This is a genomic window from Bradyrhizobium sp. CCH5-F6, from assembly GCF_001556045.1.
In the GTDB taxonomy this organism is placed as follows: Bacteria; Pseudomonadota; Alphaproteobacteria; order Rhizobiales; family Xanthobacteraceae; genus Bradyrhizobium.
Genome location: NZ_LSIC01000177.1, coordinates 39,992 through 53,905, shown reverse-complemented (window position 1 = coordinate 53,905; position 13,914 = coordinate 39,992). Strand labels below are relative to the sequence as shown.

Annotated in this window: 14 protein-coding genes; 5 read left to right on the top strand and 9 right to left on the bottom strand. The window is 66.4% G+C overall.

Annotated elements, in window-relative coordinates:
* The first annotated feature begins 234 nt into the window (after positions 1–234).
* Positions 235–1,788, top strand: a complete 1,554-nt coding sequence (locus tag AX729_RS29900) for a L,D-transpeptidase (protein WP_061027767.1) — start codon at positions 235–237, stop codon at positions 1,786–1,788.
* A 27-nt stretch (positions 1,789–1,815) separates the two neighbouring features.
* Here AX729_RS29900 and AX729_RS29895 read toward each other — a convergent pair whose 3' ends face one another.
* From AX729_RS29895 to AX729_RS29875, 5 genes are all read right to left on the bottom strand, one after another.
* Positions 1,816–2,628 (bottom strand): class I SAM-dependent methyltransferase, encoded by an 813-nt coding sequence (locus tag AX729_RS29895; protein ID WP_061027766.1) that lies wholly within the window; start codon positions 2,626–2,628, stop codon positions 1,816–1,818.
* A gap of 143 nt (positions 2,629–2,771) precedes the next feature.
* A complete protein-coding gene (locus tag AX729_RS29890) occupies positions 2,772–3,311 on the bottom strand; it encodes a VOC family protein (RefSeq protein ID WP_061027765.1) in 540 nt (179 codons plus the stop codon).
* Positions 3,312–3,336: 25 nt separating this feature from the next.
* A complete protein-coding gene (locus AX729_RS29885) occupies positions 3,337–4,305 on the bottom strand; it encodes a Bug family tripartite tricarboxylate transporter substrate binding protein (protein ID WP_061027764.1) in 969 nt (322 codons plus the stop codon).
* A gap of 120 nt (positions 4,306–4,425) precedes the next feature.
* Positions 4,426–5,319, bottom strand: a complete 894-nt coding sequence (locus AX729_RS29880; RefSeq protein WP_061027763.1) for an MBL fold metallo-hydrolase — start codon at positions 5,317–5,319, stop codon at positions 4,426–4,428.
* Between the two features lie 2 nt (positions 5,320–5,321).
* On the bottom strand, positions 5,322–6,533 hold the full coding sequence (locus AX729_RS29875) for an ABC transporter substrate-binding protein (protein WP_061027762.1): 1,212 nt from the start codon (positions 6,531–6,533) through the stop codon (positions 5,322–5,324).
* Between the two features lie 167 nt (positions 6,534–6,700).
* On the opposite strand from AX729_RS29875, the gene AX729_RS29870 reads away from it, so the two are divergent.
* The 3 genes from AX729_RS29870 to AX729_RS29860 are packed head-to-tail and all read left to right on the top strand — an operon-like array spanning position 6,701 to position 8,781.
* Positions 6,701–7,396 (top strand): TetR/AcrR family transcriptional regulator, encoded by a 696-nt coding sequence (locus tag AX729_RS29870; RefSeq protein ID WP_061027761.1) that lies wholly within the window; start codon positions 6,701–6,703, stop codon positions 7,394–7,396.
* Positions 7,374–7,934: a carboxymuconolactone decarboxylase family protein gene (locus tag AX729_RS29865; protein ID WP_061027760.1), complete on the top strand. Its 561-nt coding sequence runs from the start codon at positions 7,374–7,376 to the stop codon at positions 7,932–7,934. The genes AX729_RS29870 and AX729_RS29865 overlap by 23 nt, the downstream gene beginning before the upstream one ends.
* 1 nt (position 7,935) lies before the next feature.
* Complete coding sequence (locus AX729_RS29860; RefSeq protein WP_061027759.1) at positions 7,936–8,781, top strand: SDR family NAD(P)-dependent oxidoreductase; 846 nt, start codon at positions 7,936–7,938, stop codon at positions 8,779–8,781.
* 63 nt (positions 8,782–8,844) lie between these two features.
* Here AX729_RS29860 and AX729_RS29855 read toward each other — a convergent pair whose 3' ends face one another.
* The 4 genes from AX729_RS29855 to AX729_RS29840 are packed head-to-tail and all read right to left on the bottom strand — an operon-like array spanning position 8,845 to position 11,389.
* The gene (locus AX729_RS29855; RefSeq protein ID WP_061027758.1) at positions 8,845–9,354 is read right to left on the bottom strand and encodes a DoxX family protein; all 510 of its coding nucleotides are present in this window, start codon (positions 9,352–9,354) and stop codon (positions 8,845–8,847) included.
* Positions 9,351–10,133, bottom strand: a complete 783-nt coding sequence (locus tag AX729_RS29850; protein ID WP_061027757.1) for an HvfC/BufC N-terminal domain-containing protein — start codon at positions 10,131–10,133, stop codon at positions 9,351–9,353. Before AX729_RS29850 ends, AX729_RS29855 begins: the two co-directional genes overlap by 4 nt.
* Complete coding sequence (gene bufB / locus AX729_RS29845; protein ID WP_061027756.1) at positions 10,123–11,040, bottom strand: MNIO family bufferin maturase; 918 nt, start codon at positions 11,038–11,040, stop codon at positions 10,123–10,125. Before bufB ends, AX729_RS29850 begins: the two co-directional genes overlap by 11 nt.
* A gap of 43 nt (positions 11,041–11,083) precedes the next feature.
* Entirely contained in the window at positions 11,084–11,389 is a 306-nt protein-coding gene (locus tag AX729_RS29840; protein WP_061027785.1) for a BufA1 family periplasmic bufferin-type metallophore, read from the bottom strand.
* A 305-nt stretch (positions 11,390–11,694) separates the two neighbouring features.
* Between AX729_RS29840 and AX729_RS29835 the strand changes: the two genes are divergently transcribed.
* A complete protein-coding gene (locus tag AX729_RS29835; RefSeq protein WP_061027755.1) occupies positions 11,695–13,791 on the top strand; it encodes an adenylate/guanylate cyclase domain-containing protein in 2,097 nt (698 codons plus the stop codon).
* Positions 13,792–13,914 lie beyond the last annotated feature (123 nt).

Here is a 13,914-nt window from a genome sequence, read left to right as displayed (position 1 = left end):
GCGCACGAAAAGGTTACCCGGACATTCTGCCGCAGCGATCGAGGCCAGCTTCGGGCCGACCTCGGCCGAGGCCGCCTTCCGCCTGCGCGAACCGTCGTATATGAGAGATTTGTCGCCGGAACGTGCCGAATCTCGCCACAGACGGAACGTAAGGCGGCTGCGATTTCTTAATTCAATGATTCCAATCTGACGCGTGATCGGCACAGGCGCACTGGCATTTCGACCGAGGATGGCATGAAAAACCGACTGACGACGGCGCAATCCACCGTAGCGATGCGGCGTCGGGGGCCTGCCGGGATCCTCGCGCTGGCAAGCCTGGTGATGGTTGCGGCGGCGACGCCGGCGAGCGGCGCCAAACAGGCGCGCCAGGCGGCGGAGGCGGTGGCGCCGCGCCAGGCCGGCGAGCCGATCATGGCGATCGTGTCGATCAAGAGCCAGCAGATCACGTTCTACGATGCCGACGGCTGGATCATGCGTGCGCCGGTCTCGACCGGCACCACGGGCCGCGAGACGCCGGCTGGCGTCTTTGCCATCGTCGAGAAGAACCGGGAGCATCGCTCGAGCATGTACGACGATGCCTGGATGCCGCATATGCAGCGCATCACCTGGAACGGCATCGCGCTGCATGGCGGGCCGCTGCCCGGCTATGCCGCCTCGCACGGCTGCGTGCGGATGCCGTTCGGCTTTGCCGATAATGTGTTCGACAAGACCTATATCGGCATGCGGGTGATCGTCTCGCCCCACGACACGGTCCCGACGGACTTCTCTCATCCCTCGCTGTTCGTACCGAAGGCGGAGGCCATCGCGGCGGTGCCCGGCCGGGCCGACAAGCTCGCCGCGGAGGCCGAGGAGGCTACGAGGGCCGCCGACGACGCCAAGAAGGCAGCCTCGGCTGCCGCGAAAGAAGCTGCCTCGCTCCCCGCCGCGCTGCGCAAGCTGGAGCAGCGGAAGGCCCGCGCGGATGCCGAGCTCGCCTTCGCCGACAAGACACTCGCGAACGCCAAGACCGATCAGGCCCGCGCCAAGGCCGAGGAGTTGCAGCAAAAGGCGGCGGCCAAGGCTGCCGACGCGGCGACGCAGCTCGAGGCCGCCCGGGCAGACGCGCAGCCGAAGCGGGATGCAGTGGCCGCCACGAAGGAAGCAGCGAAGGCGGCCGCGGCCAGGAAAGCCGACGCCGTCAAGGCGGCGACCGACGCAAAGCTCGCGGGCGAGCCGGTCTCGGTCTACATCAGCCGCGCGACGCAGAAGCTTTACGTGCGGCGGAACACCCACAAGCCGGCGCCCGACGGCGGTGGCGAGGTGTTCGACACCAGCATCGAGGTTCCCGTCACGATCCGCAATCCGGACCAGCCGCTCGGCACGCATATCTTCACGGCGATGGCGAAGACCGACACGGGCCTGCGCTGGAACGTCGTCACGATCGAAAACGGCGACGAGGCCAGGAACGCGCTCGACCGCATCACCATTCCGCAGGAGGTATGGGATCGCATCGGACCGACCGCGTTGCCGCGCTCGTCGATCGTCGTCTCGGACGAGCCCCTGAGCAGCGAGACCAATTACCGCACCGAATTCGTCGCGGTGCTGAGCAACGAGCCGCAAGGCGGTTTCATCACGCGCAAGCCGACCGCGCCTGCGATGATCGCGAGCGATGACGGCTGGGACAACGGCGGTAACGGTTTCGGCTTCTTCTTCCCGCGCGATCCCTATGTGCAACCGGCCAATCCGCGCCGGCGCGGCCAGTATCAGTATTACCAATCGACGCAGCCGATGCAGCGGGGCTTTTGGTAAGAAGCCGAGCCTGCCTGCGGCGCAGGCCTACGGCCGCGCCGTGATCACCAGGGCCTGGATCTTGGCTTCGATCGGTCCGGGTCCATGGCGCGCGCGGATCGCATCGGCGACCGCGTCAGTCGCGGCCTGGAGATCGCCGCCGCTTCTCGCCTCGATCTCGCTGCGCAGCGGCGTACCCTGGCAATAGGCGAACGCCACGAGGTCGGGCGTCGGTGCGCGGCTGGTGGCTGCCAGTGTTTCGATCGAGACGTTGCCGAAACCTGCGCGCTCGAGATCGGCCCGTATGAGCCCCTGGTCGAAATAGCCGTGCGGTGTCCGCGCCATGAAGCGGGGCGGATCGTCGGGAAACAGCCTGCCCAGGGCGGTCGTTGCATCGTCCGCGAACACGTTCTCCTCGATGCGGTCCCAGACGTTGAAGAGAAAGGTGCCGCCCGGCTTCAAGACGCGCCTTGCTTCCGAATAGCCCTTGACGCGGTCCGGAAAGAACATGGCCCCGAACTGGCAGCAGACCACGTCGAACTCGGCGTCGCCGAACGGAAGAGCCAACGCATCCGCCTGGCGCCAGGAGATGCGGTCATCGCCCGCCTGACGCTTTGCTGCGACCGCGAGCATCGGCTCGTTGAGGTCGGTCGCCACGTAGCGGACGTCGCGCGGCAAGGCCGCCGCCACGGCGCGCGTCACGGCGCCGGTGCCAGCCGCGATCTCGAGCAGCGCGGAGGGCGAGAGCGCGGCGACACGTCTTGCGATGTCGTCGGCGTAACCGGCGAAGATCATCGGGACGAGATGCTCATCGTAGAGTTTTGGGATGGAGCCGGCGAAAACCTTGTCAGTGTCGGACATGCTTGCCTCGCTGAAGGTTCGGATGTGAGGCCCAACCTTACCACGGATCGCTACGTCGTCGCGCCGGCGAAGATGTCAGGTAGGCCGGTTCAGCACGGCGTTGCGCGCTCTCGGCGAACATCGGCAAAGTCGGTCATCGAGCCTTACGATTTCGCGCCGCCGACCTCGCGGATCGGCCGCGTGCCGTCCCAGCTCATCGCGGCCTGCCGGACTTTCTCGAAAAAGGGTCCCTTGGTGCCGCTGATGTCGGAGATCTCGATCACCGTTCCCGGATGCGCCTGCGTGTCGAAATAGGCAAAGCGCCCCTTGTCGCCGCCGATCTGGCCCTCATGGCCGACCCTGTAGCCGAGCCGGATCGCCCTGTCGTAGAGCGCCTGATAGTCGTGGCTCCAATACGACATGTGCTGGAGCCCTTCATGGCCCGCGTCGAGAAACTCCTTGTAGAGCGAGGGCGCGTCATTGCGCTGCTGGATCAGCTCGATCTGGAGATCGCCGGAATTGGCCAGCGCGATGCTCATCTCGACGGCGGACTCCTGGCCGCGATGCCGGAACCAGTCGGTCTTGACGCGGTCCATGTAGTACCAGGGCCCGACGCCCATCACCTCGATCCAGTGCTTCATCGCGGCGTGGATGTCCCGCACTACATATCCGTTCTGGCGCACCGCGCCGAAGATGCGGCTCATGCCCGCTCTCCTCTCGTCACTTCGATCACTTGACTTCGATGCCCGCGTCCTTGGCGACCTGCTTCCAGGCGGCGATATCGCGGGCGTTGATGTCGCGCTGCTCGTCGCCGGGGACGAATTGCGGCGTGATGCCGAGCCCCAGAAGCTTCTGCTTGACCACCTCGTCACCGAGCGCCTCCTTCAGAGCCGCCGACAGTTTCTGCGCGATCGGCGGCGCGAGGCCCGCCGGCGCATACATCGCCCAGGACAGGCTGCGGTCGAACGCCACGCCCTGCTCCTTGTAGCTGGCGACATCCGGCAGGCTCGGCGAACGTTCGCCGCAGGCGGCGAGCGCCTTGATCGAACCGTCCTTGACCAATGGTGTCGCGGTCGCGACGTCGAGCGTCGCCAGTGAGATATGGCCGCCGAGCAAATCGCCGGCAAGCTTCGCGATGCCGTTGAACGGCACGTGGTCCATCTTGATGCCGGTCTGCTGCATCAGGATCTCCGCGCAGAATTGCCCGGTCGAGCCGACGCCCCAGCTGCCGTACTGGATCGGCTCGCCCTTCTTGGCGAGCGCGATCAGGCCCTTGATGTCGTTGGCGGCGAAGCCCTTGGTTGCCACCAGCATGATGGAAGAGGTGCCGACGCGGCCGATCGTCGTAAAGTCCTTGATCGAATCGTAGGGCAGCTTGGGATAGATCGCGGGCGCGAGCACATGCGTGGTCATGCCGCCGACGGTGATGGTGTAGCCGTCATTCGGGGATGTCGCGACCATCTGCGTGCCAAGCGTGCCTGCAGCGCCGGTGTGGTTCTCGATATAGATGGTCTGTCCGAGCGTCTTGCCCATCTTCTCGGCGAGCAGCCGCCCGACCACGTCGCCGCCGCCGCCGGCCGCATAGGGCAGCAGCATCTTGATCTTGCGCGTGGGATAGGCGGCCGGATCCTCGGCGCGCGCCGGCAATGCCGCCGATAGCAATGCGAGAAGCGAAAGCGTGACCGTGCGCAGCATCATGGGGCATCTCCTGAAAGAATAGGTTTTGGTTGAATCGACGCGAGCCCACGAGCTCGAATCACCTGTCTCCGCTGGGGAAAGGTGATCTCCGGGGCTGCCGATCGAGCTCGGCTTCATAGTCTAATCCTCGAAACGGAATCGATAGGCCTCGCCGTGCCGGATCACGCGTCCCGCGGTCGGTGCGGGGAAATGGCCGGCGAGCAGGTAGCTCGGCGTGTCCGCAAGCTCCTCCAGCAGCGCCATTCGCGTTGCGAGCGCCGCGGCCGGATCGATGTCGGCGGCGTTGGAGAGCCACGGCGCGGCGCACTGGATTGGATGATGGATGACGTCACCCGACATCACCGCGTGATCGTGGCCGCCATTGAGGTGGATTTGCATGTTGCCGGCGGTGTGGCCGGGCGCCGGTGCAAAGCGCAAGGCTGCATCGCGATCATCGAACAGGCGATGATCGGTCTCGACCAATTCGGCAAGGCCCGCGGCGACCACCGGCAGCACGGAATCCGCGAACGAACCGTGGTTCACCGGGCTCTTCGGCGCGGCATTGTGCGCGGCTTCGAAGTGGCGGTACTCGTCACGCCCCATCAGATAACGCGCGTTGGGGAAGGTCGGCACCCAGCGGCCGTCCTGAAGCCGCGTGTTCCAGCCGACGTGGTCGACATGCAGATGCGTGCACATCACGTAGTCGACCTGTTCGGGCGCAACGCCCAGCGCCCGCATGTTGTCGAGATAGGGCTGGTTGAGGTCGTTCCACGCCGGCACAAGCGGCCGCTTCTTGTGGTTGCCGCAGCAGGTGTCGACGATGGCCGTCCAGCGCGGCGTGCGCACCAGGTAGGAATGGTGGCTGAGGATGAGGCGGCCGGTCTCGGGCTCGATATAGCGGTGGTCGAGCCAGCTCCGGTTCTCCGTGATCACATCGTCGGTGACGTTGGCGAACAGCCAGCTCTTGTCGAACGCGAGCGCAGGAATCTCGCTGACGAGATCGACCCGCATGCTGCCGATCCTGACCTGCCGCATGATCAGTTCTTCAGGAGACCGCCGAACGGCACCCAGCGCGCGCCATCAAAACGGATCAACTGAAGGCTCGTCATCGGCGTGTAGCGCTCGGGCGAATTGCTCACGGCGGTGCCGTTGATCAGCATCGGCAGGCGCACGTCTTTCATGGTGGTCGCCTGCTTCATGACGTTGGCGCGGGTGAGGTCATTGCCTGATGCCTTCAGCACCGTCACAAGCGTCTGCGCGATGGTATAGCCGTAGACGTTGAGCCAGTCGCTCTTGTTGGCCTCCGGCATGTACTTGTCCATGAACGCCAGCCACTCCTTGTAGCCGGCATCGTCCTTCAGCGCTGGGTCGGTTGCGTCCTTCAGATACTGGCTGGAGATGACGCCGGTGGAATTGTCCTTGCCGGCCGGCTCGAGCACGCCGCTGATCGAGGCCGAGACGTTCGAGATGATGGTGACGGGCTTCCAGCCGATCTCGCCGATCTTGCGGATCGCCTGCGCCGCGAATTTCGGCGTCGCCGCGACGAGCACGACATCCGCGCCAGCGGTCTTCAATTGCAGGATCTGGGTGTCGACGGTCGGGGCCGAGGTCTCGTAAGCCGCCCGCGCGACGATCGCTTCGCCGCCGCCGAGACCTTCCTCCAGCGCCTTCAGATAGTCCTTGCCGAGATCGTCGTTCTGGTAGAGCACGCCGACCTTCGCATTGGCGTGGCTTGCCTTGATGTACTTGGCGTAGGCGATCGCTTCGTCGCGATAGGTCGGCTGCCAGCCGACGGTCCACGGAAAATTCTTCGGGTCGTCCCACTTGGCCGCGCCCGAGCCGAGGAAGAGCTGCGGCACCTTGCGCTCGTTGAGATATTTGTGCACGGCGCTGTTGGTTGGCGTACCGACGCCGCCGAAGATCAAAAGCACTTCCTCGCTCTCGACCAACCGCCGGGTCTGCTCCACCGTCTTCGGCGGGCTGTAGGCGTCGTCCGCGATGATCATCTGGATGCGTCGCCCGTTCACGCCGCCCTCGTCGTTCACCTTGCGGAAATAGGCCTCGGCCGATTTGGCGATCTGCGCGAAGGCCGACACCGGGCCGCTCAGCGGCGCGGTGGTTCCGATCTTGATGGTCTTGTCGTCGGCGCCGGGATCGTATTTCGCGCTCTGCGCCTGGGCGGTGCTTGCTGCCAGCAGCGGCAACAGGATGCAAGCCGCATGCAGCCGAGGGCGGGCAAAGCGAGCCATGACGTCGTCTCCCAAAAATTGCTCTCCGCCTCTCGATGGAGCGGAGTTGAAACGCGAGAACAGTGCCTGCAAGCGGACTTGCGGGCCGCGACCGTCGCCGTCAGACTGGCAAACGAACGATCGTTCGTACGGTTGACTAGCGAACGATCGTTCGTTAGTCAAGCCGCATGGCTGTCCACACCTCCAGCGCGGCGGACGCGGCTGCGCCCACGACCCGCGAGCGCATTCTCTCCGAAGCGCTCAACCTGTTTGCGCAAAGCGGCTATGGCGGCGCCTCGATGCGTGAGCTCGCGCGCCGCGTCGGCATCCGCGAGAGCAGCCTCTACAATCATTTCCCCGGCAAGGCCGCGATCCTGGAAGCGATCGTTGCCGAGCACGGCCCGGCCAGCTCGGCCAGCCGGCTGGAGGAGCCGCGCTACAGGCAGCTCTCGCGACAGCCCGCCGCGTTCTGCCGGCAGTTCGCGCTCGACCTCGTCGAGCAATGGTCCGATCCGCGCGAGCACCAGTTCCAGAAGGTGATCACCGCCGAGCGCAACCGGGTGCCCGGCATCCGCGCCAAGTTCGCCGATCATTTTTACGCACGCGAGCAGAGCCTGATGACGGATTACTTCCGCGGCTTCGCGCTCGGCGGTTTGATATCCACGCCCGACCCGCGCGAGACGGCGCGGCTGTTCGCCGCCGGGCTCATCTACATCCGCCTCGAGCACTACGTGATGGGCGCGACGCCATCGCCACGGCCGAAGGTGATCGAGGCGATCGACCGCTATCTCGCCTTCTTCCTGTCGCTGATCGCGGCAGGCAACGACGACAACAAGAAACGAAAGCCCAAGGGAGAGAACCGTGGCAAGGCTGCCCCTGATTGATCCGGAGACGACGAGCGGCGACATCCGCGCCTCGTTCGACCGCATGCCGGTCAAGCTCAACATTTTCCGCATGATGGCCCATGCCGAGGCCAACATGATTCCGGCGATGCGGCTCGGCAATTCGATCCTGCACAAGCAGAAGCTCTCTTCCGTCAACCGCGAGCTGCTGATCCTCCAGGCCGCCCAGCTCGAAGGCGGCGCCTATGAATGGCGCCAGCACGTGCCGATCGCGCTCGGCGTCGGCTGCACGCAGGGACAGATCGATGCCGTGGAGCGCGCAGATTACGATGCCGCCGCCTTGAACGAGGCCGAGCGCGCCCTGCTGAAGTTCGGCCGCGAGGTGGTCGAAAACGTTCGCGTGGCCGAGGCGACCTTCGCTGCCGCGAGACAACACTTCAGCGACCAGGAGATCGTCGAATCCATCGTCGCGCTCGGCTTCTACATGATGATGGCCCGCCTCACCGAGGCGACCGAGACCGATCTCGATCCCGCCGCCGGCATGAAGGTATATGACGGCGGCAAGAAGTCAGGCGGCTGAGATGGCGGAGATCGACACCAAGCCGGATCGTTACGTCCGTCCGCCGAGCGCGGAATCGCTGGGCGAGGCGCCGGGCAGAGGGCGCCTGCAAGGGCGCCGCATCCTTATCGTCGGCGGCGGCCAGCGCGTCTTCGACGCCGCCACCGACCCGATCGGCAACGGCCGCGCCATGAGCATCCTGTGCGCACGCGAAGGTGCGAAGGTCGCGGTCGCCGACCTCAACCGCAGCTCGGCCGAGCAGACCGTCAAGCGCATCACCGATGAAGGCGGCGAGGCCTTTGCCATCGCCGCCGACGTCACTTCTGAGGCCGACGTCGTTCGCATGGTCGAGGAGGCGCACCGCGCCATGGGCGGGCTCGACGGCATGGTGCTGAACATCGGCACCTTCGGCAAGGTCGGGCTCGACGCGGTCAGCCCGGAGGAGTGGAACAGGATCTACGATGTCAACGTCCGCGGCCCCATGCTGTGCTGCCGCGCCGCAATGCCGAGATTCGAAGATGGCGGCGCCATCGTCTTCATCTCCTCCATCGCCGCGCTGAAGGCGGGATCGCAGATGGCGGTGTATGATTCATCGAAGGCCGCGCTCGGCGGCCTCATGCGCAACATCGCCCATCTCGGTTCGCGCCGCGGCATCCGCGCCAATCTCGTCTATCCCGGCCTCGTCGACACCCCCAACGGCCGCGAAGCCGGTGCCGGCCGCCCCTCGCGCGGCAAGGGCCATGTCCCGTTCGGCCGCCAGGCAACTGCATGGGAGATCGCCTATGCCGTGCTGTTCTTCCTCTCCGACGAAAGCGTCTACGTCACCGCGCAGACCCTCGCGGTCGATAGCGGCCTGAGCGGGATGTGAGACGCCTGATGGCGTCAACCACATGCACTGACGGCGGTGCATGTGGTTAGGCAAACCCTGCGTCTATCGCGTGTGCGATCGCGCGCGACAGATGAGATGATCGAGCGAAATGCGCCCCGGTCCGTGAGCCATGATGCCCAGCGCCATGGCGGCCCAGGTGAGGTGGATCGGCCAGCCATCCGGCACGGTGAGCTCCACGATCAGCGTCATGAACAGCAGGCCTAGCGCTGCGAATCGCGTACCCAGTCCCAGCACGAGCAGGATCGGGAACATGATCTCGGCCGAACCCGACAGGAAGGCCATCACCGTCGGTGCCGGAAAGTGATAGGGCCCGCCCGGCAGATGCAGCATGAATTCGTCGCTGAACAGCGTCACGGCGGTGTCGTTGAGCCTGAGGAAGCCGTCCCATTTCAGCATGCCCGAGCGCCAGAACGGCACCGCCAGCGCGACGCGCAGAACGAGCTGGACGAGCGAGGGCGTCGCAAGCGACTGCACCAGATGGTTGGCCTTGTCGATGACCACTCCGGGCGACGGCAGGCCGCCGCCGGTGGTCATATGCTGGTCCGTGATCATGATGGGTCTCCGCAAGCGAGCGAGGTGAAGGCGCCGGCCTCGATCAGCCCGGCGATGTTCGCAGCGATGTCGAATTCGCTTGAATCTTCCAGCGCCGCCGCCGCGGCCGCGCCGAGGGGCCGCCCCGACATCAGATGGTTCGCGAAGACCGCGCCGCCGGGCGGAAGGCGGCGCACGGTGACCTCGAACTCGGGTCGCGTGATCAGGGTATCCTCCGGCGTGGAGGCATCGATGCGCATGACCGGTGCATCGTCGCGGTTGGCGGCAAAGATCGTCACGGCGGCGTATTGAGAGCGCAGGCATCGCGCGGCGGGATGCGGAACGAACGCCAGATCGGCCAAACGATCGGGCGTCACCGCCGACAGCCGGGCCGGCGACAGCGGGAGCGCGTCGGCGGCGTGATAGGAATCGAGCCAGGCGCGTTCGATACGGGCGACGTCGGGGAGCCAGGGCATCGCCTGCGCATGCTCATAGTGTGCGATGAACTCCGGAAAGTCGCGGCCGTATTCGAACAGCAGCGGCGAGGTCGGCGGATTGCTCCGGACCTGGGAACGCGCTATGGCGCGGAAGAAGTCGGCGCCGGTGATGCGCTGCACCGCCGGATAGATCGAGGCCAGCGCGTCGATCAGGCTGACCGTGACGTTGTTGCGGTAGACGTCGTAGCGCCGGCCGGCGGCCTTGCCGTTCGGGCCGGTCACGCCCTCGGGCGTGCGGCGCGCCGGGTCCAGCAGCGCCGGCGCGAACGAGGCGGCGAAGGACAGGCCGGCGTCATGCGGCATGACGCTCTCCTGCCGGCACGGCGGACTGATGACGGTCGAGGATCGCCTGGGCCGCGGAGGCTTCCGCTTCCAGCATCGGCCAGTCCGGTATCTTGCTGTCCCATTCGATAAGCGTCGGTACCGCGCCACGGCGCCGGATCACGATCTCGTAGAGCTTCCAGATGGCGTCCGCGACCGGACCGTCATGGCTGTCGATCAACAACAGGTCACCCTCGTCGTCGGCCTGCTCGGCATGGCCGGCGAGGTGGATTTCGCCGACCCGCGACAGCGGAAACTCCGCGAGATAATCGAGCGCCGAGAAGCCGTGATTTGTCGCGGAGACGAACACGTTGTTGATGTCGAGCAACAGCGCGCAGCCGGTGCGCTCCGCAATGGCGCGGATGAAATCGGTCTCGCTCATCGACGACTCGCGAAACGCGAGATAGGTCGAGGGGTTTTCCAGCAGCAGCGGACGGCGGATCGCCTCCTGCACCTGGTCGATGTGATCGCAGACGCAAGCCAGCGTCGCCTCGGTATAGGGCAGGGGCAACAGATCGTTGAAGAAGCTGGTCTCATGCGTCGACCAGGCGAGATGTTCGGAGACCAGCGCTGGCTGGTAGCGCGCGACCAGGCTACGGAAGCGCGCCAGATGCGCCTTGTCGAGCGGCCGGGGACCGCCGATCGACATGCAGACACCATGCAGGGAGAGCGGATGGTCGCGGCGGATCGCTTCCAGCGCGCGATGCGGTGGGCCGCCGGCGCCCATGTAGTTCTCGGCGTGGACCTCGAAGAAGCCGCGCCGAGGTCCGCCTTCGAGGATGGCCGGGAGATGCTCGGGCTTGAAGCTCGTCCCGGCAACGCCGCCGATGGGCGTCGCGAAACGGAGCGGCACGGCCGCAGATCCGGTCGGCTTGGTCACCGTGCTCATCGTGCTGCTCCGTTCGTGCTTTCTGGCGACGTCGCGCCGGCCGTTACACCGGCTTGAGCGAACCCTTCTTGCCGTTCGGCAGCTCGATGCTGGTGCAGGTGCCGCCCTGCACGAATTTCCAGGCGTTGCCCTGGAAGTCGACGGTCGAAGTGCCCTGGCAGGTCGTGCCCGGACCCGCCGCGCAATCGTTCTGGCCCTTCAGCGCGACGCCGAAGCACTTCTCCTTCTTGGCGGCGACGGCCGCCTCGCCTTCGGCCTTGGTCAGGGGGCCGGCGGCGGCAAGGGTCGCGAGCGCGGTCGACATTGCACCGGCGAGGACGAGGGAGGTGACGGCATGTTTGGCAGACATCGAGATTCTCCTGTTCGAGATGCCATCGCCTGGCAGGCGATGGCGCATGGTCTCCTTCGCTCCGCGCGCGACCTGCGTTACCGGCGGGCTGCTCACGAGTTCGTGAGACCGATTGGATCGGCGCACGGGGCGGTGCGCTCGAGCGGGATTAGCGGGCAAGCGTCGGCCAGAAGCCAATGCCGAGCTTCTATCGAGACGGTAGCCGCCGGGCATTGGCGGCGGGCGCTCGCTCCTGCCAGAGGTAACGAACGAGCGTCGGCCGCGTAAGAGAATACCAGTTACTCGCAAACGAGGCGTGAGCAGCGATGAATGTCGATCCCGAACGGCGGCTTCGCGCGCTCGCAGGGCTGACGGTCAGCATCCGCCTTGCGGTCTCCGCGCTGGTGCTGGCCGCGATCCTGCTGACGGCTGCCCTGTCCAGCCTGTTGTGGTGGCGCACGGCGGAGGCGACCAGCCGGCAGCTCGCCTCGACCATCAACGCGCAGATCGTCGCGGCCGTGCGCAAGGAGGTCTCGGCGATCGTCGACGAGGCGCGCGCCGCCCACACCGCGATTCGCACGCTGTTCCTCCAGAACGTGCTCGACACCCGCGAGGCCGACAAGCGCGAGTTCGTTTTTCTCTCGCAATTGCAGTCGCAGGCGACGATCTCCTGGGTCGCGTTCGGTTGGCCCGACGGCTCCTTCTTCGCCGCGCACAAGCTCGGCGATCGCCGCCTGGAGATGATGGAGATCTCGCTGACCGACCATGCCGGCCAGCGACGCGTCGACGAGTATGAGGTGGTGCCCGGCGACATCGAGTTCGCCAGCCGCCGTTTCGAGCCGACCTCGTTTCACGTCGCCGACCAGGCCTGGTTCAAGGCCGGGCTGACCGCGGATGATCCGCAATGGTTCAGGGTGCTGGACCATGCGACCGGCGTCCGGCCGTCGATCGCCTTCGCGGGACCGATCGACGTCTATCAGGAGCGGCAAGGCGTACTGGCCGTCGTCATCGAATACACCAGGCTCGCGCGCTTCCTGTCGCAGCTCGAGGTCGGGCGAACCGGGACCGCCTTCATCATCGACGATGGCGGCGAACTCGTCGCGGCGCCGGACAAGAATGCCGACGAGCTCCATCCGGCGCGCGGCGACACGGCGCTGCTGCCACTCGCGCGCCTGGCGCTCGGCAAGGCGGGCGAGGCCGGCGGCAAGGAGGCCTGGCGGAACCGGCTCATATGGGGCGGCGCTGCTTATGAAGTCGCGCTGACGCCGCTGCCGTTTCCCGGCTGGTCGCTCGCGACCGTGATCCCGGAGGCCGAATTTCTCGGGCCGGTCGAGACGACGCTGCGGCGCCTGATCCTCGGCCTTGCCATCGGCGCCGTGCTTGCGGCGCTGGCCTCGGCGATGCTGGCGCGGTCCGTCATCGCCGCGCCGCTGTCGCGCGTCGTCGGCGAGCTTCGCCATGTCGAGGCCTTCGCGCTGGAGCGGGTTCGCCGCCATCCGTCGCGGCTCAGGGAAATCGCGAGCCTGTCGGGCGCGATCGCCGAGATGGCGGCCGGATTGTCCGCCTTCCGCAAGTTCATCCCGGCCGATCTCGTCCGCGGTTTGCTGCGCCAGGGCGTCGAGGCGAGGCCCGGCGGCAGCGTCCAGGAGCTCAGCGTGATGTTCATCGACATTGCCGGCTTCACCGGGCTGTCCGAGCGGCTGGGTGATCGCGTGGTGCCGTTGCTGTCGCGCTATCTCGACATCACCTCGGAGATCATCGTCGCCCATGGCGGGACCATCGACAAGTTCATCGGCGATGCCGTGATGGCATTCTGGGGCGCGCCGCAGCCGCAAGACGATCACGCCGCGCGATGCTGCCGCGCGGCGCTCGCCTGCCGCGGGGCGATCGAGGAGTCGGGCCTCGTCGACGATCTCGGCCAGCCGCTCCAGATCCGCATCGGCATCAATTCCGGCCGCATGCTGGTCGGCAATATCGGCTCGGAGCTGCGGCTGAACTACACCGTGATCGGCGATGCCGTGAACGTCGCCAGCCGGCTCGAAGGCGCCAACAAATCCTACGGGACGCAGATCCTGGTTGGCGGGGCGACCGAACGTCTGGCGCGCGGCGTCGTCATCACGCGCGAGGTCGACAGCATCGCGGTCTACGGACGCGAGGAGGGTATCTCCGTCCATGAGCTGATCGGGATCGCAGGCGAGACGGCCGGTGATAGCGACACGATCGGCTGGATCGCGGATTACGAGCGCGGCCTCGTCTCCTATCGCGCACGCCGGTTTGCCGATGCGCTCGCCGATTTCGAAGCGGTGTTGCAACGGCGCAGCCACGATCGTCCGGCCGCCTTGATGCGGGACCGCTGCCGGCAGCTCACATCGGCTGCGCCTGACGCCAGCTGGCGGGCCGTAGCGGCATTGACGTCAAAGTAGCGTCGCCAGCTCCGCGACGCTCGTCGCTCCGACCACGGTGCCGCGCATCGATGTCAGGCCCTTGAGCTCGCCGGGCGTCTATAGTAAGGGTTTGCCCGGGTCTGCAGTTCACCCAGGCGTCAC

What these genes read in the sequence shown, in the direction of transcription:
- AX729_RS29875 (WP_061027762.1), bottom strand. Translation starts at nt 6,533, where the DNA reads ATGGCTCGCTTTGCCCGCCCTCGGCTGCATGCGGCTTGCATCCTGTTG.
- AX729_RS29895 (WP_061027766.1), bottom strand. Translation starts at nt 2,628, where the DNA reads ATGTCCGACACTGACAAGGTTTTCGCCGGCTCCATCCCAAAACTCTAC.
- AX729_RS29885 (WP_061027764.1), bottom strand. Translation starts at nt 4,305, where the DNA reads ATGATGCTGCGCACGGTCACGCTTTCGCTTCTCGCATTGCTATCGGCG.
- AX729_RS29900 (WP_061027767.1), top strand. Translation starts at nt 235, where the DNA reads ATGAAAAACCGACTGACGACGGCGCAATCCACCGTAGCGATGCGGCGT.
- AX729_RS29850 (WP_061027757.1), bottom strand. Translation starts at nt 10,133, where the DNA reads ATGCCGCATGACGCCGGCCTGTCCTTCGCCGCCTCGTTCGCGCCGGCG.
- AX729_RS29870 (WP_061027761.1), top strand. Translation starts at nt 6,701, where the DNA reads ATGGCTGTCCACACCTCCAGCGCGGCGGACGCGGCTGCGCCCACGACC.
- AX729_RS29860 (WP_061027759.1), top strand. Translation starts at nt 7,936, where the DNA reads ATGGCGGAGATCGACACCAAGCCGGATCGTTACGTCCGTCCGCCGAGC.
- AX729_RS29835 (WP_061027755.1), top strand. Translation starts at nt 11,695, where the DNA reads ATGAATGTCGATCCCGAACGGCGGCTTCGCGCGCTCGCAGGGCTGACG.
- AX729_RS29880 (WP_061027763.1), bottom strand. Translation starts at nt 5,319, where the DNA reads ATGCGGCAGGTCAGGATCGGCAGCATGCGGGTCGATCTCGTCAGCGAG.
- AX729_RS29840 (WP_061027785.1), bottom strand. Translation starts at nt 11,389, where the DNA reads ATGTCTGCCAAACATGCCGTCACCTCCCTCGTCCTCGCCGGTGCAATG.
- bufB (WP_061027756.1), bottom strand. Translation starts at nt 11,040, where the DNA reads ATGAGCACGGTGACCAAGCCGACCGGATCTGCGGCCGTGCCGCTCCGT.
- AX729_RS29855 (WP_061027758.1), bottom strand. Translation starts at nt 9,354, where the DNA reads ATGATCACGGACCAGCATATGACCACCGGCGGCGGCCTGCCGTCGCCC.
- AX729_RS29890 (WP_061027765.1), bottom strand. Translation starts at nt 3,311, where the DNA reads ATGAGCCGCATCTTCGGCGCGGTGCGCCAGAACGGATATGTAGTGCGG.